General features: G+C 71.8%; 23 protein-coding genes. 16 read left to right on the plus strand and 7 right to left on the minus strand.

The features are described 5' to 3' along the window. The first annotated feature begins 201 nt into the window (after nucleotides 1-201). Together PSH03_RS08485 and PSH03_RS08490 are read left to right on the plus strand one after the other, a co-directional pair. Entirely contained in the window at nucleotides 202-558 is a 357-nt protein-coding gene (locus tag PSH03_RS08485) for a YciI family protein (RefSeq protein WP_238688771.1), read from the plus strand. Nucleotides 559-560: 2 nt separating this feature from the next. After that, nucleotides 561-1,781: an RNA polymerase sigma factor gene (locus tag PSH03_RS08490; RefSeq protein WP_238688772.1), complete on the plus strand. Its 1,221-nt coding sequence runs from the start codon at nucleotides 561-563 to the stop codon at nucleotides 1,779-1,781. Here the strand turns inward: PSH03_RS08490 and PSH03_RS08495 are convergent. Then, complete coding sequence (locus PSH03_RS08495; protein ID WP_238688773.1) at nucleotides 1,735-3,396, minus strand: DUF885 domain-containing protein; 1,662 nt, start codon at nucleotides 3,394-3,396, stop codon at nucleotides 1,735-1,737. The two genes, PSH03_RS08490 and PSH03_RS08495, sit on opposite strands and share 47 nt — an antisense overlap. Before the next feature lie 31 nt (nucleotides 3,397-3,427). On the opposite strand from PSH03_RS08495, the gene PSH03_RS08500 reads away from it, so the two are divergent. After that, nucleotides 3,428-3,586, plus strand: coding sequence for a hypothetical protein (locus PSH03_RS08500; RefSeq protein ID WP_238688774.1), 159 nt, complete (start codon nucleotides 3,428-3,430; stop codon nucleotides 3,584-3,586). 44 nt (nucleotides 3,587-3,630) lie between these two features. After that, on the plus strand, nucleotides 3,631-4,764 hold the full coding sequence (locus PSH03_RS08505) for a carboxylate-amine ligase (RefSeq protein WP_238688775.1): 1,134 nt from the start codon (nucleotides 3,631-3,633) through the stop codon (nucleotides 4,762-4,764). 22 nt (nucleotides 4,765-4,786) lie between these two features. On the opposite strand, the gene PSH03_RS08510 is transcribed toward PSH03_RS08505, so the two are convergent. Together PSH03_RS08510 and PSH03_RS08515 are read right to left on the minus strand one after the other, a co-directional pair. Continuing rightward, complete coding sequence (locus tag PSH03_RS08510) at nucleotides 4,787-6,571, minus strand: N-acetylglutaminylglutamine amidotransferase (protein WP_238688776.1); 1,785 nt, start codon at nucleotides 6,569-6,571, stop codon at nucleotides 4,787-4,789. 98 nt (nucleotides 6,572-6,669) lie between these two features. Further along, nucleotides 6,670-7,101 carry a MarR family winged helix-turn-helix transcriptional regulator gene (locus PSH03_RS08515; RefSeq protein ID WP_238688777.1) on the minus strand — a complete coding sequence of 144 codons (432 nt, stop codon included), beginning with the start codon at nucleotides 7,099-7,101 and terminating at the stop codon, nucleotides 6,670-6,672. Nucleotides 7,102-7,184: 83 nt separating this feature from the next. On the opposite strand from PSH03_RS08515, the gene PSH03_RS08520 reads away from it, so the two are divergent. After that, nucleotides 7,185-8,978 carry an ABC transporter ATP-binding protein gene (locus PSH03_RS08520; RefSeq protein WP_305076076.1) on the plus strand — a complete coding sequence of 598 codons (1,794 nt, stop codon included), beginning with the start codon at nucleotides 7,185-7,187 and terminating at the stop codon, nucleotides 8,976-8,978. 44 nt (nucleotides 8,979-9,022) lie between these two features. Here the strand turns inward: PSH03_RS08520 and PSH03_RS08525 are convergent, their stop codons facing one another. Next, complete coding sequence (locus PSH03_RS08525; RefSeq protein ID WP_238688778.1) at nucleotides 9,023-9,988, minus strand: TetR family transcriptional regulator; 966 nt, start codon at nucleotides 9,986-9,988, stop codon at nucleotides 9,023-9,025. Nucleotides 9,989-10,097: 109 nt separating this feature from the next. Between PSH03_RS08525 and PSH03_RS08530 the strand changes: the two genes are divergently transcribed. The 6 genes from PSH03_RS08530 (at nucleotide 10,098) to PSH03_RS08555 (ending at nucleotide 15,445) form a co-directional block, all read left to right on the plus strand. Beyond that, nucleotides 10,098-11,090, plus strand: a complete 993-nt coding sequence (locus tag PSH03_RS08530; protein ID WP_372494717.1) for an ABC transporter ATP-binding protein — start codon at nucleotides 10,098-10,100, stop codon at nucleotides 11,088-11,090. After that, nucleotides 11,087-12,712 carry an ABC transporter permease gene (locus PSH03_RS08535; protein WP_238688779.1) on the plus strand — a complete coding sequence of 542 codons (1,626 nt, stop codon included), beginning with the start codon at nucleotides 11,087-11,089 and terminating at the stop codon, nucleotides 12,710-12,712. The genes PSH03_RS08530 and PSH03_RS08535 overlap by 4 nt, the downstream gene beginning before the upstream one ends. Before the next feature lie 113 nt (nucleotides 12,713-12,825). Further along, nucleotides 12,826-13,398 carry a hypothetical protein gene (locus PSH03_RS08540; RefSeq protein WP_238688780.1) on the plus strand — a complete coding sequence of 191 codons (573 nt, stop codon included), beginning with the start codon at nucleotides 12,826-12,828 and terminating at the stop codon, nucleotides 13,396-13,398. Nucleotides 13,399-13,655: 257 nt separating this feature from the next. Next, complete coding sequence (locus tag PSH03_RS32800; RefSeq protein WP_238688781.1) at nucleotides 13,656-14,282, plus strand: restriction endonuclease; 627 nt, start codon at nucleotides 13,656-13,658, stop codon at nucleotides 14,280-14,282. A gap of 57 nt (nucleotides 14,283-14,339) precedes the next feature. Beyond that, a complete protein-coding gene (locus tag PSH03_RS08550; protein WP_210782341.1) occupies nucleotides 14,340-14,486 on the plus strand; it encodes a hypothetical protein in 147 nt (48 codons plus the stop codon). Nucleotides 14,487-14,512: 26 nt separating this feature from the next. Beyond that, nucleotides 14,513-15,445 (plus strand): HNH endonuclease, encoded by a 933-nt coding sequence (locus PSH03_RS08555; protein WP_210782343.1) that lies wholly within the window; start codon nucleotides 14,513-14,515, stop codon nucleotides 15,443-15,445. A 119-nt stretch (nucleotides 15,446-15,564) separates the two neighbouring features. Here PSH03_RS08555 and PSH03_RS08560 read toward each other — a convergent pair whose 3' ends face one another. Together PSH03_RS08560 and PSH03_RS08565 are read right to left on the minus strand one after the other, a co-directional pair. Beyond that, entirely contained in the window at nucleotides 15,565-15,711 is a 147-nt protein-coding gene (locus PSH03_RS08560; protein WP_238688782.1) for a hypothetical protein, read from the minus strand. Next, on the minus strand, nucleotides 15,708-15,932 hold the full coding sequence (locus tag PSH03_RS08565) for a cell division protein DivIVA (protein ID WP_238688783.1): 225 nt from the start codon (nucleotides 15,930-15,932) through the stop codon (nucleotides 15,708-15,710). The genes PSH03_RS08560 and PSH03_RS08565 overlap by 4 nt, the downstream gene beginning before the upstream one ends. Before the next feature lie 228 nt (nucleotides 15,933-16,160). On the opposite strand from PSH03_RS08565, the gene PSH03_RS08570 reads away from it, so the two are divergent. The 3 genes from PSH03_RS08570 to PSH03_RS08580 all read left to right on the plus strand — a co-directional run bounded on the left by PSH03_RS08570 (nucleotide 16,161) and on the right by PSH03_RS08580 (nucleotide 18,773). After that, entirely contained in the window at nucleotides 16,161-16,418 is a 258-nt protein-coding gene (locus PSH03_RS08570; RefSeq protein ID WP_210782345.1) for a hypothetical protein, read from the plus strand. A 472-nt stretch (nucleotides 16,419-16,890) separates the two neighbouring features. Next, nucleotides 16,891-17,460, plus strand: a complete 570-nt coding sequence (locus PSH03_RS08575; RefSeq protein ID WP_238688784.1) for a carboxymuconolactone decarboxylase family protein — start codon at nucleotides 16,891-16,893, stop codon at nucleotides 17,458-17,460. Between the two features lie 386 nt (nucleotides 17,461-17,846). Then, nucleotides 17,847-18,773 carry a DUF559 domain-containing protein gene (locus tag PSH03_RS08580; RefSeq protein ID WP_238688785.1) on the plus strand — a complete coding sequence of 309 codons (927 nt, stop codon included), beginning with the start codon at nucleotides 17,847-17,849 and terminating at the stop codon, nucleotides 18,771-18,773. A gap of 79 nt (nucleotides 18,774-18,852) precedes the next feature. Here the strand turns inward: PSH03_RS08580 and PSH03_RS08585 are convergent, their stop codons facing one another. Further along, nucleotides 18,853-19,704, minus strand: coding sequence for a hypothetical protein (locus PSH03_RS08585; protein WP_238688821.1), 852 nt, complete (start codon nucleotides 19,702-19,704; stop codon nucleotides 18,853-18,855). Nucleotides 19,705-19,918: 214 nt separating this feature from the next. On the opposite strand from PSH03_RS08585, the gene mptB reads away from it, so the two are divergent. Continuing rightward, the gene (mptB, locus tag PSH03_RS08590) at nucleotides 19,919-21,322 is read left to right on the plus strand and encodes a polyprenol phosphomannose-dependent alpha 1,6 mannosyltransferase MptB (RefSeq protein WP_238688786.1); all 1,404 of its coding nucleotides are present in this window, start codon (nucleotides 19,919-19,921) and stop codon (nucleotides 21,320-21,322) included. Continuing rightward, the gene (locus PSH03_RS08595; RefSeq protein ID WP_238688787.1) at nucleotides 21,319-22,542 is read left to right on the plus strand and encodes a glycosyltransferase 87 family protein; all 1,224 of its coding nucleotides are present in this window, start codon (nucleotides 21,319-21,321) and stop codon (nucleotides 22,540-22,542) included. The genes mptB and PSH03_RS08595 overlap by 4 nt, the downstream gene beginning before the upstream one ends. The last annotated feature ends 3 nt before the right edge of the window (nucleotides 22,543-22,545 follow it).

Genomic DNA, 22,545 nt, shown 5'->3' on the forward strand with positions numbered 1-22,545 from the left:
TCCTTCATCCTTTGCTCTGCACCCGCCGATGCGACACCCGTGCCCGCGCACCCGTCGCGTCCGCGGGTGCAGAGCAAAGGACGCCAACAGCGGGCCGGGTCGGACGCCGACAATTTTCCGCCGGCCTGTCGATCTGGGCGGCCGCCGATCGTGTGGAGGATGAGAGGTCGGCGACGGGCCGGCCCCCCGCGAGGAGGAACGATGACGCTGTACCTGCTCAGCATCCACCAGCCGCAGGGTGAGCTGCCGCCGGAGCCGGAGTTCCTGGCCGGGGTGATGCGTCAGCTCGGCGAGCTGCGCGACGAGTTGGCGTCCACCGGGTCGTGGGTCTTCGGGCAGGGCCTGCACGGCCCGGAGACCGCCACCGTGCTGCGGCCCCGCGACGGCGAGGTGCTCACCACCGACGGACCGTTCGTGGAGGGCAAGGAGTACCTGGGCGGCATCACCATCATCGACGCGCCGGACCTGGACGCCGCCCTGCTGTGGGGCCGCCGCTACGCGCTGGCCACCACCCTGCCGATCGAGGTGCGCCCCTTCCAGGGTGGGGCCGGCGACTGACAGTGCCCGACGTGGAGACGGTGTTCCGCGCGGAGTACGGCCGCGCCGTCGCCGTCCTGGTTCGCCTTCTCGGCGACATCGACCTCGCCGAGGAGGCCGTCCAGGAGGCTTTCGTCGCCGCGGTGGCGCGCTGGCCGACGACCGGCCTGCCGCCCAGTCCGGCCGGCTGGATCATCACCACCGCCCGGAACCGGGCGATCGACCGGCTGCGCCGCGACGCGGCCCGGGCCGACCGGCACGCCCAGGCGGCCCTGCTGTACGCCGCCGACCCACCCGCCGAGGAGGGACCGGTGCATGACGACCGGCTACGGCTGATCTTCACCTGCTGCCATCCGGCGCTCGCCCCGAGCACCCGGGTCGCCCTCACCCTGCGGCTGCTCGGTGGCCTGAGCACCGCCGAGATCGCCCGAGCCTTCCTGGTGCCGGAGCCGACGATGGCGCAGCGGCTGGTCCGCGCCAAGTCGAAGATCCGCAACGCCGGGATCCCGTACCGGGTGCCCCGCGACGCCGACCTGCCCGACCGGCTGCACGGCGTCCTCGCGGTGCTGTACCTGATCTTCAACGAGGGGTACACGGCCAGCGCCGGCCCGCATCTGGTCCGGGCCGAGCTGTGCGTCGAGGCGATCCGGTTGACCAGGCTGCTGGTCGAGCTGATGCCGGACGAGCCCGAGGCGCTCGGCCTGCTGGCGTTGATGCTGCTCACCGAGTCCCGCCGCGACGCGCGGACCAACGCCGAGGGTCAGCTGGTGGCGCTGCCGAGCCAGGACCGGGCCCGGTGGGACGCCGAGCTGATCACCGAGGGGCAGGCGCTGGTCCGCCGCTGCCTGCGCCGCGACCGGCCGGGCCCGTACCAGATCCAGGCCGCGATCGCCGCGGTGCACAGCGCCGCGCGGCGCGCCGCCGACACCGACTGGGCCCAGATCCTTCAGCTGTACGACCAGCTGACGGTCGTCGCCCCCAGCCCGGTGGTGGCGCTGAACCGGGCCGTCGCGCTCGCCGAGCTGTCCGGAGCGGCGGTCGCGCTGACCGAGGTGGACCGCCTCGACCTGATCGGCTATCACGTCTACCACGTGGTCCGCGCCGACCTGCTGGCTCGGCTCGGCCGCGGCGGGGAGGCCGTCGAGGCGTACCGGACGGCTGTCGCCCTGACGGACAACGCGGCTGAACGGGCCTTTCTCACCGGGCGCGCGACGGCCCTGAGCGCGCGTCTGCCACCGGGGTAGGCCGGGACTGGAGGCAAGCTGTCAACTGATCCAAGCCCAGCGAACCCAGCTCCAGGGCCTGGCGATGGAATGCGCGCCGGTCGCCGGGGAAGGACGAGCGGCCTGCCAGCCACACGCGCTCACCCGCCTTGTAGGCCAGCGCCTGCCCTGGCCGGCCCAGGTAACGCGCGAGCTCGGCGGATGCGTACGGCCCCTGATGGCAGCGGTCCTGCAACAGCTTCAGCGCCGCGTCCGCCGTCCACACGGCTCCATCGCCAGCTGGCATCGGCAGTCGCAGGTGCAGGCCGATGTCGAGCACGACCCGCGCGGCGCGCAGCAGCCGCATGTACAGGTACCCCAGTCGAGCACCCGGCTGTTCGTAGAGCCCGAGCTCGTCCATGAACCGCTCGGCGTACAGTGCCCAGCCCTCCTGGCTGCCGGAGAGGCCGCCGAGCAGGTTGAGCCTCTGCCCGAGGCCACCCCGGCACACCTCGGAGCCGAGGTGGAGGTGGTGGCCGGGAACACCCTCGTGATAGGCGGTGCTGTAGGCGTACCAGGTGGGGAAACTCGTCGCGTCCTCGGGGATGGACCACCAGACCCGGCCCGGCCGCGTCAGGTCCCGCGACGGCCCGGTGTAGGCGATGCCGGACGACGTGGTCAACCGCGACTCGACGCGCCGCAACGGGGCGGGGATGTCGAAGTACACGCCGTCCAGCCGTTCGGTGGCGGCCTCCAACAGTTCCTGCAGCCACGCGGCGAACGACTCCCTGCTGTGCAGGGTGCCGGGTGCGTCGGGGCTGTTGAGCCGGGCAAGCGCCTCTGGCACGCTCCCGCCCAGAGCCTTCGCCTCCGCGATCAGTTCTGCCTCTATCGCTCTGAAGTCGTCCCAGCCCCAGCCGTACAGCTCACGCACATCAGGCTGGGCCGCGAGGAAGGTGCGCACCCAGAGTTCGTACCGCTGCTCGCCGAACGTCTCCTCCTCGACGGCCTGTGGTGCCAGATCCGCTGTCAGCGTCCCAGCCAGTTTCTGGTACGCCTCTCTCGCGTCCGTCGCTGCGGCCTGCAACGACGCCCGCTGACACCCCTCGCCGTAGCGCTCCACCAGGGCGAGATCGTCGTCGATCCAGTTGCGGCAGCGCTGCGTGACGAGCTCCACTTGACGCCGCGCCGGCAGATTGCCGCGCTCTGCGGCGAGTGAGAGGCTGCGGGCATACCCGTCCAGGGCGGCGGGGATCGCGGCTACGCGTGCGCCGACACGAGCCCAGGCCTCCTCGAAGGCAGCGCCCTCGGCGTCGGAGCCGGGAACCGCGGCCTCGACGGCCTGGCGGATGAGCTGGAGCGGACCGGTGGCGGCCACGTGCAGTTCGCGCAGGTCCTCCCCGGCATCGTGGAAGGCGATACGCGTGTGCAGCCGTTCGGCGAGGTGAGCGTGCAGCGGGCCGCCGTCCGCCAGTTCGTCGCCCAGGCTCTCGAGCTCGCCCAGGGCGCGGGCTGCGAGGTCGGCCCGGGCCTGGTGGCCCTCCGGGCTGTAGTCGGTGAGCCCGTCGACATCCTGCTCGCCAGCCTCGACGACCGCTGTGCAGGGGTCGAGGCTGGCCATGTCGCACAGGAGCCGATTGGCGAAGCCCTCGATCACGGGGCCATGCTAGGGCCTTGACCTAGCTGCCGTGGTACGAGCCGCATCGATCGCGGTGGCCCGGCTCGGTCGGGACGCCGAGGCCGTCGACGCGTACCGGACGGCCGTCGCCTTCACGGACAACGCCGCCGAACAGGCCTTCCTCACCGCCCGCGCGGCGGTCCTCAGCGCGTGTTTGTCATCGGGGTAGGCCGGGAACCCGAGGCACCGCCGCAGCAGGGATGGGGAGGGGCCATGGCGTACCGACCGACCGCCGTCGACACCGTGCCCGACCTGTCCACCCTCACGCTGGGCGTGGAGGAGGAGTACCTGCTGCTCGACCCGGACAGCGGCCGGAACCTGCCGGTCGCCGATGAGGTGCTCGCCGCGCTGCGCGGCCCCGCCCGGGACCAGAGCCGCCAGGAGTTCCGGCACAGCATGGTGGAGATGGTCACCCCGGTCTGCTCCGACCTCACCGAACTGCGCGCGCACCTGGTGGCGCTGCGCCGATCCGCCGCCGAGGCCGCCACGGCGGCCGGCGCCCGACTGGTGGCGGTCGGCGCCACCCCGGTGGCCGAACCCCACCGGACGGTCCCCGACGAACCGCGCTACCACGCGATGTCGCGCCGGTACGGTCCGGTGGCGCACGACCCGGCGGTGTGTGGCTGTCACGTGCACGTCGGGCTGCCCGACCGGGAACTGGCCGTGCAGGTCTGCAACCACCTGCGGGTGTGGCTGCCGGTGGTGCAGGCGATCACCACCAACTCGCCGCTGCACGACGGGTACGACACCGGGCACGCCAGTTGGCGCTCGATGCAGTTGGAACGCTGGCCCAGCATCGGACCGACGCCGTTCTTCGACTCCGTCGCCGACTACGACCGCACTGTCGGCGAGCTGATCGCCGCCGGCATCATGCTCGACGCGGCGATGGTCTACTGGTACGCCCGGCCGTCGTCGACCTACCCGACGGTGGAGGTGCGGGTCGGTGACGTCTGCACCGAGGTGGACGACGCGGTGCTGGTCGCCGCGCTGGTCCGGTCCCTCGTGGCCACCCTCGCCGACGACGTACGCGCCGGGGTGAGCGCCCCGAACGTCCGGGACTGCCTGGTCGCCGCGGCGCACTGGCGGGCCGCCCACGACGGTCTCGACGGCGAGCTGATCGACCTGCGTGCCGGCGGCACCCGCCCCGCGTGGGCACTCGTCGACGAGCTGATGGCGGTGATCGCCCCGGCCCTGCTGCGCCACGGCGACCTCGGGTACGTGTTGGCGCAGCTCGCCCGGCTGCGCCGCGACGGCACCGGCGCCACTCGGCAGCGGCGGGTGCTGGAGCGCGCCGGAGACCTGCACGTGGTCCTCGACGACCTGGTCGCCCGCACCGCCGCCGGCTGACGGCCCGTCACGGCCCAGCGGGTCAGCGGATGTCGTGGGTCTGGAGCCACAGCTCCAGCAGGCCGAGTTGCCACAGCTTGTTGCTGCCGGCCGCGGCCTCCGCCCGGTCCGGCTCGGCCAGCAGATGTGCCACGTACTCCGGGCGGAACAGCCCCCGCTGGCGCGCGGCCGGCGCCTGCAACGCCTCGGCCACCAGCTCGCGCACCGGGCCGTCCACGTTGCGCAGTGCCGGCACCGGGAAGTAGCCCTTGGGCCGGTCGATCACCTCGGCGGGCAGCACCTCACGGGCGACCTCCTTGAGTACGCCCTTGCCGCCCTGACTGACCTTGTGTTCCGGCGGGCAGTGCGCGGCCAGGGTGACCAGGTCCTGGTCGAGGAAGGGCGTACGCACCTCCAGACCCCACGCCATGCTCATGCTGTCCACCCGCTTGACCGGGTCGTCGGGGAGCATCAGGTGGGTGTCCAGGCGCAGCACGGCGTCCAGCGCGGTCTGCGCCCCGGGCGCGGCGAGGTGCCCGGTGAGCAGGTCCCGGCTGGCGTCGTGCTCCAGCGCGTACGCCGGGCCGACGATGCGGCGCAGCTCGTCGTGGTCGCGGTCGAAGAACGCGGCGGCGAACGTCTCGGCGGCGCCGTGCCGGGGCGCCTCGACGAGTGGCTGGTGGTAGCCGTAGCCGGCGAACACCTCGTCGGCGCCCTGACCCGACTGGGCCACCTTCACGTGCTGCGCCACCTGCTCGGAGAGCAGGTGGAAGGCGACCACGTCGTGGCTACCCATTGGCTCGGTCATCGCCAGCACGGCCCGTCGGACGGCGGGCACCAGGTCGTCGTCGGCCAGCCGGATCCGATGGTGGTCGGTGTCGTACGCGCGGGCCACCAGGTCGGAGTAGTGGAACTCGTCGCCGGACTCGCCGTCGCGGCTGTCGAAGCCGATGCTGAACGTCCGCAGGTGTTGCTGGCCGGCCTCGGCGAGCAGCGCCACGATGAGGCTGGAGTCCAGTCCGCCGGAGAGCAGCACCCCCACCGGCACGTCGGCGACCAGCCGTCGGCGTACCGCCGCGCGTAGCGCGTCGCCGATCGCGGCCCGCCAGTCGGCGGCGTCCATCCCTTCGTCGGCGGGCTCCCGCACGTAGTCGGGTCGCCAGTAGACCTCCTCGCGGCTGCTCCCGTCCGCCTCGATCACCCGCAGGGTGGCCGGCGGCAACTTGCGCACGCCACGCAGCACCGTCCGCGGCGCGGGCACGATAGAGTGCCAGGACAGGTAGTGGTGCAGCGCCACCGGGTCGATGCCGGTGTCGACGTCACCGGCCCGCAGCAGGGCGGGCAGGGTGGAAGCGAACCGCAGCCGTCCCGGTGTCTCGGCGAGGTAGAGCGGTTTGATGCCGAGCCGGTCGCGGGCCAGGATCAGCCGCCGCCGCACCCGGTCGACCAGCCCGATCGCGAACATGCCGACCAGGTGGTCGACGAAACGTTCACCCCAGTGGGCGTACGCCACCAGGATCACCTCGGTGTCGCTGGTGGAGTGGAAGGCGTACCCGGCGTGGCGCAACTCCTCGCGCAGTTCCGGGTAGTTGTAGATGCAGCCGTTGAAGACCAGCGCCAGGCCCAGGTCGTCGCGGACCATCGGCTGCCCGCCCGCGTCGGACAGGTCGATGATGGTCAGCCGGCGGTGCCCCAGGGTCACCCAACCGTCGGCGAACAGGCCCTCGTCGTCCGGGCCGCGTGAGCGCATCGCCTCGGTCATCCGGGTGACCGCCGCCGCGTCGGGCGAGCGGCCGTCGAACCGCGCCTCCCCGCTGATCCCGCACATCAGCCGGGCCTCCCGTCACCTCGCCCCCGACCGGTGCCGGCCGGTCCCGCCGACCGGACGGGGCCGCTGGCTACCCGTGGGCGCGGGGAGCAAACCCGTCAGCCGCGCAGGGTGCGCAGGATGCGGGCCAGTTCGGCGCGGTCGGCGTCGTCGAGGTGGCCGAAGAAGCGGTCGGCCTCGGCCCGCCGCGCGGCCCGGATGGCGGTGCTGACCCGGTCGCCCTCCTCGGTGAGCGCGACCAGGGTCGCCCGACGGTCGGCCGGGTCGGGTCGGCGTTCGACCAGCCCTCGCGTCTGAAGGTCGTCGACGACCTCGGTCGCCGAGCGGGGCGCGATGCGCAGGTGCTCGGCGAGGGTGCCGGGGCGTACCTCACCGTGCCGGGCCAGCACGCCGAGGGCCCGGGACTGGCTGGGCGTGACGTCCCAGGGCGCCAGTGAGTCGCGGCTCTGCCGGCGCAGACGGGACGCCACCGCCCAGAACGTCTCCGCCAGGCTCTCGTCGTCGGCGCTCTCGACGGTGTGCTCGGTCACCGGAATACGGTAGCAGGATATGTGGTTGCTCCCTCATGATGAGGTAACCTCAGCAATATTGTCGACGAAAGGCAGTGCCCCCCTTGGAACCCACCCCGAAGGGCCGCGACCGCGGCCACCGCACCGTCAGCGCCGAAGAGAAGACGCAGGCCCGTCAGGTGTCGCTGCGCCGCATCGGTCGCCTGTTCACCCCCCACCGGCCCGCGCTGGCCGCCGTCACCGCGATCATCGTGGTCTCCTCGATCATCGCGATGGCCACCCCGTTCCTGCTGCGTGCCGTGATCGACCGGGCCCTGCCGCAGGGCGACGTGACGCTGCTGGTCTGGCTGGTCGTCGGCATGGTCGCCGTCGCGGCGGTGACCTCCGCCCTGGGCGTCGTGCAGACCTGGATCTCCACCCAGGTCGGCCAGCGGGTCATGCACCGACTGCGCACCGACGTCTTCAGCCACCTCCAGCGCCAGTCGCTCGGCTTCTTCACCCGCACCCGCACCGGCGAGGTGCAGTCCCGGATCACCAACGACATCGGCGGCATGCAGTCGGTGGTCACCTCCACCGCAACCGCCGTCGCCGCCAACCTCACCACAGTGGTCGCCACGGTCGTCGCCATGGTCGCGCTCTCCTGGCAGCTCTCCCTGGTCTCGCTCGTGGTGCTGCCCCCGGCCATCTGGCTGACCCGTCGGGTCGCCCGGATGCGTCGCGAGATCACCGCCCAACGGCAACGCGAACTCGCCGACCTCAACGTCACAGTGGAGGAGGGGCTCTCGATCAGTGGCGTCCAGCTGGCCAAGACCCTCGGCACCGGCCCCGCGCTGATCGACCGGTTCACCGCCTCCTCGGCCCGCCTTGTCGACCTGGAGCTGCGCAGCGAGCTGGCCGGCCGCTGGCGGATGGCCTCGATGAGCATCATCTTCGCCGCCGTACCGGCGGTCATCTACCTTGCCGCCGGGCTGCCCGGCACCGCCGGCACGCTGAGCATCGGCACCCTTGTCGCCTTCACGGCCCTGCAGGGCGGCCTGTTCCGACCGCTGATGGGACTGCTCAACGTGGGTGTCTCGCTCACCGCCTCGCTGGCGCTCTTCGCCCGGATCTTCGAATACCTGGACCTACCGGTCGACGTGGCCGACCCCACCGAGCCGGTCCGCCTCGACCCCGCCCAGGTGCGCGGCCACCTGCGCCTGGAGGACGTCACCTTCGGCTACCCGGGCAGCGACACGGCAGCCCTCGCCGGGATCACCCTCGACGTGCCCGCCGGCACCAGCCTCGCCCTGGTCGGCGAGACGGGCTCGGGCAAGAGCACCCTCGCCGGGCTGGTCAGCCGACTGCACGACCCGACCGCCGGCCGGATCACCGTCGACGGCGTCGACCTGCGCGACCTGCGCCTGGCCGATCTGGCCGCGATCGTCGGCGTGGTCAGCCAGGAGACGTACCTGCTGCACACCACCGTCCGGGAGAACCTGCGCTACGCCCGGCCCGAGGCCACCGACACCGAGATCGAGGACGCCGCCCGCGCCGCCCAGATCCACGACCTGATCGCCGGGCTGCCCGACGGGTACGACACAGTGGTCGGCTCACGCGGGCACCGGTTCTCCGGCGGTGAGAAGCAGCGCCTCGCCATCGCCAGGACGCTGCTGCGCGACCCGCGCATCCTGGTCCTCGACGAGGCCACCAGCGCGCTGGACACCGAGACCGAACGCGCCGTACAGCGGGCCTTCGACGTGCTCGCCCAGGGGCGCACCACGATCACCATCGCGCACCGGCTCTCCACGGTCCGCGACGCCGATCAGATCGCGGTGCTCGACCACGGTCGGATCGTCGAGGCCGGCACCCACGCCAGCCTGCTGGACAGCAACGGCCGCTACGCGACGCTGGCCGCCTGAAACCCGGATCACAACCGTCTCGAAACAGTCTCGGAACTGTCTCGTTATGGCGCGGTCAGGTGACGGTAGACGGTGGCCCGCGAGACACCCAGCGCGGCGGCGATGGCGTCGACGGAGTGGGTGCCCGCCGCGTGCATGCGTCGGGCCGCCTCGATCTGCTCCCGGCCCAGCGCAGGCGGCCGTCCCGGCCGCCGACGCCGGCTCGTCGCCCCCGCACCGTCGGCTACGCCCGGTGGCGTCGCCGAGCTAGCGCTTGCCGGGGCCGCGCCCCTCGCTGTCACACGCGTCGGGGCTTCGCCCGCTGGCGGCGGGACCGTCGTGCGCGGGGCGGCTGTGACGTCCGTGCGCGGCCCGGTCGTGGGGTCCGTGCGCGATCCGGCTGTGGGGTCCGTGCGCGGCCCGGCTGCGGGGTCCGCGTGCGGCGCGGTCGCGGGGTCGGCGCGCGGCCCGGCTGCGGGGTCCGTGGGCAGCGGGGCCAGCAGTCGGCGTGCGCCGTCGAGCATGTCGGCGCGCAGCACCTCGTCGGACACGTCGGTGAAGAAAACGACCGGATCGCTGCACGCGCCCACCGCCTGGACCGCGAGGACCCGCTCGCGACGCCCCGCGTTCGGTCCGGCGATGAGGTCGTTGGCCCGCATCGCGACCTCCATCAGGCGGTGGTACGTGTCGCCCCGGCCAATCAGCGCGATGTCGTGGAAGAGCATGCCGAGCGGCCGGCGGTGGGCGAGCATGGTGTCCAGCCAGCCCTCCAGCACCGTCCACCGGGCCCGCTCGGTGGGCTGTGTCTGCGCCGAGTCGAGCAGCGCCTCCAGGTCCGCCACCAACGGCTCGACCAGGGCGGCGAGCAGATGCTCCTTGGCGGGGAAGTGGTACAGGATCGCGGTCTTGGTGAGGCGCAGCCGCTCGCCGATCTGGCGCAGCGAGGTGCGCTGGTAGCCGTGTTCGGCGAACAGGTCGAGCGCGGCGCGCAGGATCCGGGTGCGGGTGTCGTCCGCGGGATCGGCGGTCATGCCGGCCAGCCTAGCGACGTCCTGACCGGTGGGCACGATCACCATTGATTCGACTGACCGTTGGTCAGTACAGTGGTGGCGGTCGACGCAGCCAACGGCAGGAGGGGCCATGCCCGTCATCTCGATCGGCAACCTGGTCAAGACGTTCGGCGCCATCCGGGCACTCGACGGGTTGGACCTGCACGTCGAGCAGGGGGAGGTGCACGGCTTCCTCGGGCCCAACGGCTCCGGAAAGTCCACCACCATCCGGATCCTGCTCGGGCTGCTCCGCCGCGACTCCGGCGACGCCAAGGTGCTCGGCGCCGACCCGTGGCGCGACGCGGTCCGCCTGCACCGCCGGCTGGCGTACGTGCCGGGCGACGTCAGCCTCTGGCCCAACCTCACCGGCGGGGAAGCCATCGACCTGCTCGGTCAACTGCGCGGCGGCCTCGACCGGCGTCGCCGCGACGAGCTGCTGCACCGCTTCGACCTGGACCCGACCCGCCGCTGCCGCACCTACTCCAAGGGCAACCGGCAGAAGGTAGCCATCGTCGCCGCCTTCTCCTCCCCGGTGGAGCTGTACGTGCTCGACGAGCCGACCTCCGGCCTCGACCCCCTCATGGAGGCGGTGTTCCAGGACGAGGTCCGGCGGGTCAAGCAGGCCGGCGCCACAGTGCTGCTCTCCAGCCACGTGCTCGCCGAGGTCGAGGCGCTCTGCGACCGGGTCAGCATCATCCGCGAGGGCCGCACCGTCGAATCCGGCACCCTCACCGAGCTGCGCCACCTCACCCGCACGGCGGTGACCGTCGAGACCGCCCGCCCGGTCACCGGCCTGGACGCGCTGCCCGGCGTGCACGACGTACACGAGGTCGACGGCCGCACCCACCTGGAGGTCGAGCCCGCCCACCTCGACGAGCTGCTCGGCCAGCTCATCCGCTTCGGCGTCCGCGCGCTGACCAGCACACCACCCACCCTGGAGCAGCTCTTCCTCCGCCACTACGGCGACGACCCCGCCACCACTGCTGGCACGGACGCTCCCGCCACCGCCGCATCGGGGGCTCCCGCCGCCGGCTCCTCGGACGCCGATGTGCAGGCGGACGCCCCGCAGGGCGGTGCCCGGTGAGCGCCCTCACCGGCACGACCCGGCTGGCCCGGCTCGTGCTGCGCCGTGACCGGATCCGCCTCGCCATCTGGATCCTCGGCACGCCCCTGCTCGGCTACGCCCTCGCCGGCAGCGTCGCCGGCATCTACCCGGACCAGGAGACCCGGCTGGGCTACGCCACCACCTCGGCGTCCAGTCTGGTCGCCCGCGCCTTCAACGGCCCCATCCACGGCACCGACCTCGGCGCCGTGGTCGTCGCCGAGACGTACGTGACGCTGGCCCTGATCGTCGCGCTGCTGAGCACCTTCGCGGTGACCCGGCACACCCGCCAGAACGAGGAGACCGGCCGCGCCGAACTGCTCGGCGCCAACGTGGTCGGCCGGTACGCGCCGCTCACCGCCGCGCTGCTCGTCATCGTCGCGGCGAACACCATGGCCGCCGTGCTGCTCGCGGTCGCTCTGGTCGGCGCCGGTCTGCCGCTCGCCGGCTCCGTCGCGGCAGCGGCCGCGATCGGCGGCGTCGGGGTCGCCTTCACCGCTGTCGCCGCGGTCACCGCCCAGCTCTCCGTCACCTCGCGCGGCGCCAACGCGCTCGCCGCCGCCACCCTCGGGCTGTCCTTCGTGCTGCGCGCCGCCGGAGACGTCCTCGGCGAACAGAGCGCCGACGGCACCCGCGTGCGCAGCGCCTGGCCGTCGTGGATCTCCCCGCTCGGCTGGGGCAACCAGGTCCGAGCCTTCGACGGTGAACGCTGGTGGGTGCTCGCCCTGCCCGTCGCGCTGCTGCTCGCCGGAGTGGCGCTGGCGTACGCCCTCGCCGAGCGACGCGACCAGGGCGCCGGGCTGATCGCCCCCCGACGCGGCCCGGCCACCGGCGCGCCACGGCTGCTCAGCCCCACCGGGTTGGCCTGGCGGATGCAGCGCGGCACGCTACTCGGCTGGGCGGTCGGGGTGGCCGTGCTCGGCCTCTCCATGGGCGTCGCCGCCGACGAGTTCAACGACATGATCGACGCGAATCCGGCCGCCGCCGAGGCGATCAACGCGATGGGTGGCGGAGCCGACCTGATCAACGCGTACCTGGCCGCGATGCTCGGCCTCTTCGCCCTGACCATCGGCGCGTACGTCGTGCAGGCCCTGCTGCGCGTACGCGGCGACGAAGCCGACGGGGTGCTGGAAGCCGCCCTCGCCACGGCGGTCAGCCGTACCCGCTGGCTCGGAACCCAGGTGCTCGCCGCGACACTCGGCGCGGTCGCCCTGCTGCTCCTCGCCGGCGTCACCACCGGCCTCGGGTACGGCATCGTCACCGGAGACCCGCTCGGCCAGGCCGTCGAGCTGGGCGGCGCCGCGCTGCTGCGGCTACCCGCCCTGCTCGTGATCGCCGGCGTGGTGACCGCGATCTTCGGGCTGCTGCCCCGCTGGTCGGTCGTGCTGTCCTGGACGGCGTTGCTGGTCTTCCTGCTCCTCGGGCAGCTCGGCGCGGTGCTGGAGCTGCCACAGGCCGCGCTCAACGTCTCGCCGTACACCCATGTGCCGGCCGTGCCCGCTGTCGACCCGGCGGCGCTTCCCCTTGTGGTGCTGGCGGCGGTGGCCGCGGCCCTGCTCGCCGTCGGCGTGGTCGCCTTCCGCCACCGCGACGTCCCGTCCTGAGCCGTGTTCCTTGATCCCTGCTGACTGCCGCCGACAACCGGAACCGGGGGCGGGCAGCTCGCGGGCGTGGGTCGGGGCGGACGGGATTGCCTGGGGCTGGCAGCCTCGATCGCGTGAGCGACCTTCTGACGCAGCTTCCGGCACTCCTCGGCGTCCTGGTTGGCACCGCGGGCACGATTCTCGCCACGTCCCTCGCCGACCGCGCCCGATGGCGTCGCAGCCAGAGCGTCCGCTGGGACGAGCGGCGGCTCGACGCGTACGTCGACTACGCGCACGCCCTCAAGGAGAGTCACGCGGTGGCGCTGCGACTCACGGCCGAGCACCGGCCGGGATCGCGAAGCCACCCCATCGACCGCGAGGAGGGGCTGGTCCGGCTGGCTGAGGCGGACGCTCGGCGCACCATCGTCTGGGAGAACCTGCTGCTGCTCGGCGACGAGCCGACTGTCGCCGCCGCCGCCAGCTGGCGGGACGCGATCTGGCAGGTCGAACGGCTCGCCCGGGGAATCGTCGAGTCGCCATCGGACGCGGCGGGCATGCTGACCCGGGTCGACGAGGCCCGCGACGGGTACTACCGGGCGGCCCGGCGCAGTCTCGGGGTACGCGGGGGGTCGGTGGAGCAGTCCGCGACGCTGCGGCAGGCGTTGGTCGACCGGTCCACCGCGACGCCGGAGGCGCCCGCCGTATAGGTGCGGCGGTGCCCGTGGGTCCGCTGCGGGCGCTCCCATGTGGGACGTCGGCTGATGCCGACTGACGGGTACCGGACACCATCGACGGCCGTGCAGGGGGTTTGTCGCACGCTACCGCGACACTGAGGCTTCCTCGACCGGGGAGGTGCCTCGTGCCGTATGTCAGGTCCCACACCAGGAAGGGTGGCGCGCGGGTTCGGGCGCACTACCGAAGGCGGCGCAGGGGCAGCGTTCGGCGCAGATCGACGGCCCGCCGCGTGGCCGGTGGCGGCAGATCTGCCAACGGCTGGGTTCTGGCGCTGTGTGCCGTCGTCGTTTTCCTGCTCCTCCGCATGGTCATCGACTTCGTGCAGCGGCACCCATACTGGTCCGCCCTCCTGGTGAGCCTCGTCGTAATGGCGGCGGCCGCGGTGGGTCTTGTCGTGTCGAGGCAGCGTGCCCGCGAGCGGGCCGACCAGGCCCAGCGGGACAGGCTGATCGCGGTGACCGACACGATGAGCGGACCCGAGTTCGAGCAGTGGTTCGCCCGGATCCTGGTCGCATCCGGGTTTCGGAACGTGACGGTGTGCGGTGGCTCCGGCGACCGGGGAGCGGACGTCTTGGCGGTCGCTTCCGACGGCCGACGCGTCGTGGTGCAGTGCAAGCGGCAGAGCCCCAACAACCGGGTCGGAAGTGCCGCGATCCAGCGGTTCGCCGGCACCTGCCGAGACATCCACGGTGGCGAGATCTGCATGCTCGTGACTAACAGCTTCTTCACTGCGGGCGACGGTATTCAGATAGCCCGACAGCTCAACATCACGCTCGTCGACCGGGATGCGCTGGAAATGTGGGCCTGGACGGGGAGACCAGCGCTGGGGTCCATCGCGGGAGGCGGATCGCACTGACGCAGAACGTCGGGGCAAAGGCTGGCGGGGCTTGACCGTGCTGACAGCCACGGCCTCGTGGGCACGCTTCTGATGCTGCTTGCAGCGCTCCTCGGCGTCCTGGTCGGCACGATCCTCGCCACCTCGCTCGCGCGATTGAATGTCTCTGAGGACAGCGGCCGCCGCGACGCGCGCACAGGTGACCGTTCAGGTGGTGGCGTTTAAATCCTCTTTGATCAACACTGTTCGTTGTGAAGGCCTTCGTGGGGGTGACTGACGAGAGGTGGTACCGCTTCCTTGCGGAGCGTCCCGCGCTGAACGAGGTCAACTTCTGGCGGCCCTCCGGCGGTACATTTCGGGCTCTCACTCCAGGCGAGCCCTTCCTGTTCAAGGCACACTTTCCGCTGAACCGGGTGGTGGGTGGCGGCTTCTTCAGCGGCTTCACGCAGCTACGGATCTCCGAGGCGTGGGAGCTCTTCGGCGAGGCCAATGGAGCTTCGAGTATCGACGAGATGCGCCGCAGTGTCGGGCGCTACCGCAAGCAGGCGATCGGTGCAGGGGAAGATCCGATCATCGGCTGCATCTTCGTCCGGGACGTGACCTTCTTCCCCGACGAATCGACCGTCGATCCACCGCCAGAGTTCGCGTCAAATATCGTGCAGGGCAAGACCTACAACCTGGCCGACGCCGGTTCGGCGTCGTACTTCGACCTGCTGATCCACCGTCTGATCGGGACGACGGCGGCGGTTGACCTGAGCGGGCCCTGGCATCGTCCCGGACCCGTCTACGGAGACCCGCGACTGGTGCCCCAACGGCTCGGGCAGCAGTCATTCAAGGCGGTGGTCCTGGGAGCCTACGGCCGACGTTGCGCGATCACCGGCAACAGGGTCCAGCCCGTGCTGCAGGCCGCGCACATCCGCCCGCTCCCGCTGGGGGGCGAGCATCGGCTGGACAACGGCCTGTTGCTCAAGTCCGACGTGCACATCCTCTTCGACCGTGGCTACCTGGGCGTCGATCCGAAGCACCGCCTACTGGTCAGTCCGCGGCTTCGCAGCGAGTTCGGCAACGGTGACCAGTTCTATGCGAAGGCGGGCGAACAGATCGCTTTGCCAGAACGACGCCGCGACCGGCCGCGTGCTGATTTCCTCGAATGGCACCTCGACACCGTCTACAAGGCGGCTTGATCCAGTACTGCCCGCCCTAAGCGAGGCTCGGGTTGATTCGGTTGCCCGGACGCCGCTAGGCCGGCTAGTTGGACGTAGACCTCACGTGTGGCTGTCGCGATGCCGCGGCGGTTGAGGACCTAGCCGGTCAACCAGACCCAGCCCTCGTGCGTCGGTCGGTCGCAGACTGAGACGACGCGGAAGGTCAGGGCATGATCCCCGGCGAACTGCACCGAGGCTCGGCCGTCGATGACGAGCAGGTCGCCGGGGGAGGGACGCGCGGTCACCAGTGGCCGGAATTGTGGTGGTGCTGCTGCGGTGGCGGGCACTTCCGCGCGTGCATCGTCTGCCAGTCACGCAGCGCCCGCTTGATCCGGTCGTACTCCCGGCTGAGCAGCCGTACCGTCTCGTTGAGCATGGCCAGTGCATCCGACACCCGGGCCTGGAATTCGCGTACCTCCTTCCGGTCGACGCCGCGCCGGCACGCGGCGAACTCGCGGGTCCGCACCTCGTGGCGGCGTCAACCTGCCTGGGTAGCCGGCGGGGTAGGGCTGGCCACCTCACGGCGGATGCCCATTCGACGGAGATCGCTGGCGGATCGTCGCGGTAGCGCCGCCCGTTGTCGGGAGCCGAACCGCACGCGCCCATGCAAGCCTTTACTTTCACGAACTTCGATGTCCCGGTCTCGGCTCGACGCAGAGCCGCCATGCACCGTGGACGGTGATGAGGAGGCTCCATGCGCGGACGCAGATGGGCGACCCTGGTGACGGCGGTGGCGCTGGCACTGGGCGGATTGGTCGGGGTCAGCGCCACTCCGGCTGCGGCGGATCCGCCGGGCGGCACGCTGCGCAACGTCTACTCCGACGGTCAGTTCTGCAACAGCTATGGCAGTGAGGGTGTTCGGACCGGCCTGTGGAGCCGGTACTACTGCGAGTACCGCCAGTACGGCCCCAACGCCCCCGGCTTCTACTTCCTCTGGACCTTCAGCTCCTAGCGCACGCACCTGCTCGGACGGGCGCTCTCGGACCCGATTGGCCGCCGCCGGATCGACCAGACCGGCGGCGGTCATCCGCTGCCCAGCTGATCCGTCGGTGTGCGGGCGCGAGACCGAGGCTTCGTCGACCGGGGAGGCGCCTCGTGCCGGATGCCAGGCCACACGCTAGGAACGGTGGCGCGTGGGTTCGGGCGCCACGGCACTTCTGCTCGTCGGCTCTCCTGGCGAACTGGATTGGCGGGCGGTCACCTGGCGGCACCTCGAGGGCTACCGGCAGTGGGCACAGCTCGGCCGTGCCGGTGGCTCGACAACCGAGGCCCCAAGCGGGTCCGCGACCCGGTGTGGATCGGGTGTGAGGAAAACCCCTCACCTGACGATCGTCGAGTGTCGGGCCCCCGTGCACGGCCGATTTCCTGACAGCGTCCGCAGTCCCAACGGCGTACCGTCCGGGTCAAGCATGGGGAGGAGCCGGATGAGTTTCCTGCAGCAGGCAGAGCAGTCGCCTGACACCGAGCGGATGTTCGACACGGACACGAAGGCGATGGGCTACCTGCCCAACTACACCAGGTTGTTCGCCCACAGCCCGGCTGTGTACCTGGCGTGGCAGCAGCTCAACGGTTCGGTGAAGACCGGGATGGAGCTGCGCCGCTACGAGTTGGCGACCCTCGCCGCAGCTCGGGCCCTGAAATCCTCCTACTGCGGCTTGGCGCATGGAAAGGTCCTACGCGACAAGTTCTTCGACGCGCCGAGCGTCGCCGCCATCGCGTCGGACCACGGCAGCCCTGTTCTCTCCGCGCAGGAGGTCGCAGTCGTCAACTTCGCCGGAAAGGTCGCGGCCGATGCAAGCTCCGTCACCGAAGCCGACGTCGCGGGCCTGCGCGGTCACGGTCTCGATGACACGGAAATCTTCCGCGTGATCCTCGCCGTTGGCGCCCGATGCTTCTTCAGCACCGTCCTCAGCGCTGCCGGGGCTGAGCCCGATCCGCAGTACAACGAGAGCCTGGACGTGGATCTGCGGCAGGCGCTGAGCTTCGGCGGTTAAACCCAGGAAGAACGCACCGACCAGGCTGTCCCAGTGTCAGTCGGCATTCTGGACGTCAACATCGAATCATGGCTCAGGGGCGAAGACCGACTGCCGTGGCTGCTCCAGTACTGGTTCGACTCCTGTTCGGGCGTCGGTCGCGGCCCAACGACTCGGACAAGGCGCTTGCCGGTCTCCAGGTGAGTGCCGCCTCGCCGAAACGACTCGCCGTCGCCGCTCTGGCCCGAGCCAGGCGAGGCACCACGGCTCCGCATACCACAATCGAAGGTGCCTCGGGCGGCGGTCCACAGGTGCATTCGCTATCCACAGCGGCCGTCACGCGGGCAGTACTCGGCCGTACGCCGGGGCAGGGTGGGGCGGTGGACCCGAGGTTGCATGCTCTGCTCGTGCGCGGCAATGGGCTGGTCGCTCGACGGGACATACTGCGGGCGGTCCCGGCCTGGACGATCCAGACCGCCCGGCGGGCGAACCGGCTGATACAACTGCTGCCCGGGGTCTACGGCGACGCGGCGCTGATCCGTCGCGCCAACTCCGACCTGCCGACGCTGGCCCGGGTCGAGCGGGACGTCGCCCGACGCGCTGTGCTGGCGTACGTCGACGGGCGCGGGGTGCTGAGTCGCCTGACCGCCCTTGACGTGTGGGGACTGCGCCGCCAGCCACCAGAGGAGGCGGTCTATCTCGACGTGCCACAGGGCTCAGGCCTGCGTGATCGGCCGCATCTCCTGGTACGACGTCGCTCCGGCTTCGTGGTCGCGCCGCCGCAGGTGGTGACACGGGGAGGACTGCCGGTCACCCGGCTCGACCGGACCCTGGTGGACTGTTGGCCGATGTTGCCGCCGATCGACCGATCGAGTCTGCTCATCCGTGCGGTCAACGATCGGATGACCACGCCGCAGCGCCTCGCCGCCACATCTGCCCAGGTACCCCGGATGCCCGACCGTGCGGCACTGAGCGGTTTGCTGGACCGGCTCGCCGCCGGTTGCCGCAGCCCGTTGGAGATCTGGGGCCACGATCACGTCTTCACCGGCCCGGGAATGCCGACGTTCACCCGGCAGGCGCGGGTACGGGTCGGCGCCCGGACGATCTACCTCGACCTGTTCGCCGAGGCGGAACGTGTCAACATCGAACTGGATGGCGCGACCAGCCACGGCGACCCGGCCGAACGCGAGATCGACCTCCGCCGCGACGCCCTGCTCGCCACCATCGGCATCCTCGTCGTCCGCTTCACCCACCGTCGCCTAACCACGGATCCGGTTCAGGTCCGCCACGAGACTCTGGCCATTCTCGCCAACCGCACCCGCCCCGCCCCATGATCAAGTGATGAGAAATAGGTCCCACAGGCCCTCCACACCTACTTTTCATCACTTGATCATGGGGGAGAGGGCGGGGGAGCTACTCGGGGGTTGGCGGGGCCGGGGCAGGGGTGGGAGGGGTGGGGTGGGTCTGTTGTGGGGGGACTCTGGGCGTGGGTGCCGACTCTGGTGGGTGCTCGCTGTGGCGGTGGAGGAGTTCGGCGATCCATCGGGCGGCTTCTCGTTGCGCGGTGAGCATGTGGTCGCGGGCGTCGGCCAGCTCGTGGTCGTCCGCGTGGTCATTCAGGATCGTCGCCCACTGGCGGCTGAGCTCCTCGGCGTACCGGGCCTTTCGGATCTGCTCGTCGAACTGGTATTCCAGCTTGACCAGGCGGTCGACGTGCGGCTGGAGCGCCGGCATGATCCGTTCGTCGAGTCGTACGGCGGCGTCGGGGCGGCAGGTGAGCGTGATGTCGCCCCGTTGGTAGTGCCACAGGGGATCCTCGGCGAGCGCCCGCTGCAACGCCACCTCCAGGTCTCCGGCCCGGTGCGGGGGCAGGTCCCGGGCGGCGTCGGCGGCCAGCCGGGTCAGCCGCTGGATCGCGTTCGGTTGGAAGTTCTGCACGTACCAGCTCAGCACCTCGGACCGCAGACTCGCCGGTGACGACCAGGCGAACGTGGCGCGGATGTAGAACGAGTACACGTACCCGCGTGCGGGGACCGCGATCAGCCGGGGTGCGTCGCGTTGCTCGACGAGTGGACCGGACGGCGACGGCGCGGCAGCGGAACCGACGGGCGCCTCGTCCTGGAGTGCGGCGACCAGCCGATCCCAGCTACGCGCCCACCACCGCCAGCCGCGCACACCGGCGTCGCGGGCGATGGTCAACCCTCGTACGCCCCGGTGTCGCCACTGGTCCGCGGGCCTCGGCCTCCCGTCGGGGGCGTCCGTCATGGCACCCCTCCACGGTCACGGATCCGCGTTTCACGCTAACAACCGGTGACCGATATGCCCGCCGCCACGCCGTCAGCGAGCAGACCGCATACCGACACGAACCAGACCATGGGTCGTCGACGGTGGGACGGCCGAGCCGGTCCGACATCGCGCCGTCGCCTGGTGATCGTCCGGGGGTCGTGTGGCGGTCAGCCGCGGACGACATCCTGCCCGGGTGCGCACACTGCCGACCGTCGTCGCGTACCGGCTGCTCGGAGGCGTCGGTGCCACAGTGTTGTCCGGCGCCGGCCTGGCCGCCGGGGCGCTCCCGGTCGGCGCGCACGCCGCCTGGTGGAGCGCGTTGCGGCAGCTCGCGGGGCCGGGTCTGCTCTGCGGGTACGCCGGCCTGACCCTGCTCGTGGCCGCCTGGTGGTGGGCGGGCCGGCATCCGCACGCCCCCGACGAGGTCGTCGACCGACGTTCCGCCGCGCTCACCCTGCTCTGCTGGGCGGGGCCGTTGCTGGCGGCGCCGCCGCTGTTCAGCCGGGACGCGTACAGCTACCTGGCGCAGGGAGCGATGGTCCTCGCCGACGTCGACGTGTACCGGCACGGGGTGGCCCGGTTGGGCGGCGCGTTGGCCGGTGAGGTGCCGCAGATGTGGCAGCAGACCCCCGCGCCGTACGGGCCGGTGTTCCTCGCGGTGGCGGCAGTTGTCAGTGGCGTGACCGGCGGCAAGCTGGTGCTCGGCGTGCTCGGTCTGCGCCTGGTGGCGCTGGCCGGGGTGGCGCTGCTGGTGGCGTACCTGCCCCGGTTGGCCCGGCACTGCGGCGTCGATCCGGCCGCCGCGCTCTGGCTGGGCGTGCTCAACCCGCTCGTACCGTTGCACCTCGTCGCTGGCGCGCACAACGAGGCGGTGATGCTGGGGCTGCTGGTGGCCGGGCTGAGTCTCGCCTTCGAGCATCGCTACGGCGCGGCCACCGTGCTGGTCACCCTCGCCGCGCTGGTCAAGGTGCCGGCGGTGGTCGGGCTGCTGGTGGTCGTGTCGCTCGCCGCGCGCCACCGTGGACTGCCGACCTCGGTGGCCCGCACCGCCGGGTTCGCGGTGGGCACCACCGCCGTGGTCACCTGGGCAACCGGCATCGGGTACGGGTGGGTCGGCGCGCTCGGCACCCCGATGTACCAGCACAGTTGGTCGATCTCCAGCGCGCTGGGTCGGGTGGCGTCACGCGCGGCCGGGCGGTTCGGTCTGCACCTGGGCGACGCCCCGATGCGGTTCTGTCTGGCGCTGGGCGTGGCCGCCGCACTCGCCGTGGCGGTCGGGGTGTGGTGGCATCGGCGACGGCTCGGGCCGGCGTACGCGCTGGGGTTGGTGTTGGTGGCGGCGGCGCTGCTCGGCCCGGCGACCCGGCCCTGGTACGCGCTGTGGGGTCTGGTGCTGCTCGCGGCGGCGGCGCACGGGCGGGCCCGGCCGGCGGCGGCGCTGGGCGCTGTGGTGCTCGCGTTCGTGGCGCTGCCCAGCGGCTTCGGACCGGATGTGGCGCAGGCGGTGCTGGCCGTCGCCGGGGTGCTGGTGGGGTTGCTCGCGGTCGGCTCGCTGCGCCTGCTGGTGCCACCCGCCCCGGTGGAGCTTGCCCGATGAACGCGGGTCGGCGGCGGGTGGTGACGGTTTTCGGCCTGGTCGCCGTGCTCGCGGTGGCGATCGCGGTGTTGCCCGGGCATCGGGGTTGGTTCGACGTCGGTGTCTACCACGGCGCGGTCGGGCACTGGGTGCGCGGCGGTGACCTGTACGAGTGGACCACCGGCAACGGGTACGGCTTCACCTACCCACCGTTCGCCGCGGTGAGCATGGCGCCGATGGCCGCGCTGGCCTGGTACCCGACGATCGTGGCGAATTTGCTGCTGACCGCGTTGGCCGTCGCGTTCCTGCTGCACCTGCTGGTGGACCCGTTGGCCCGGCGGCACGGCTGGACCCGTTGGTACGCGCTCGCGTTGGCCTGCTGTCTGCTGGCCGGGCTCAACCCGGTGCGGGACACGGTCAGCTTCGGACAGGTCAACCTGTCGCTGGTGGCGCTGGTCTACGTGGACCTGTGGTTGTTGGAGCGGGGCAGTCGGCTGGCCGGCGTGGGGGTGGGGTTGGCCGCCGCCGTCAAGCTCACCCCGGCGATCTTCATCGGGTACCTGCTGGTCACCGGGCGGTGGCGGGCCGCCGCCACGGCCAGCGGCACCCTCATCGGCGCCACGGTGCTCGCGGCGGTGCTCGCGCCGCAGGCCAGCCACACGTTCTTCGCCGAGGCGTTGTGGGACACGGACCGGGTCGGTGAGTTGGCGTACGTGTCGAACCAGTCGCTGCTCGGCCTGGTCGCCCGGCTCGATCCGGCGCACCCGGACCGGCGGGTGTGGCTGCTGCTCGTCGTCGCCGTGCTGGCGGTGTGGGCGGTACGGGCACGCCGGGCCGTGCGCGACGGCGACGAACGGGCCGGCTTCGCGCTGACCGGCGTCGCCGCGTGCCTGGTCAGCCCGGTCACCTGGGTGCACCACCTGGTGTGGCTGGTACCGGGGCTGGTGGTGCTCGCCGCGTCCGCGCTGCCGTGGCCGCCGGTCGACGCGACGGCCCGCCGTCGGGCGAGTGCCGGTGCCGCCGGCTACGTCGTGCTGTGCAGTGGGCTGGTCTGGGTCTTCGCCAACGGCTCGGACGGACCGTGGGGGTTCGTGGGTGCCAACGCGTACGTCTGGGTCAGCCTCGGCATGCTCGCGCTGCTCCCGATCGGGCGCGCCGAGACAGATGATCATCCGGGGTTAACCGAGCATTGTGGAGCAGTTGGGGTGCCGAAGGGTGTTGCCGCCGACCGGCAGCGGTGAGAC

The sequence above is a fragment of the Micromonospora salmantinae genome, from assembly GCF_022230905.1.
GTDB lineage: Bacteria > Actinomycetota > Actinomycetes > Mycobacteriales > Micromonosporaceae > Micromonospora > Micromonospora salmantinae.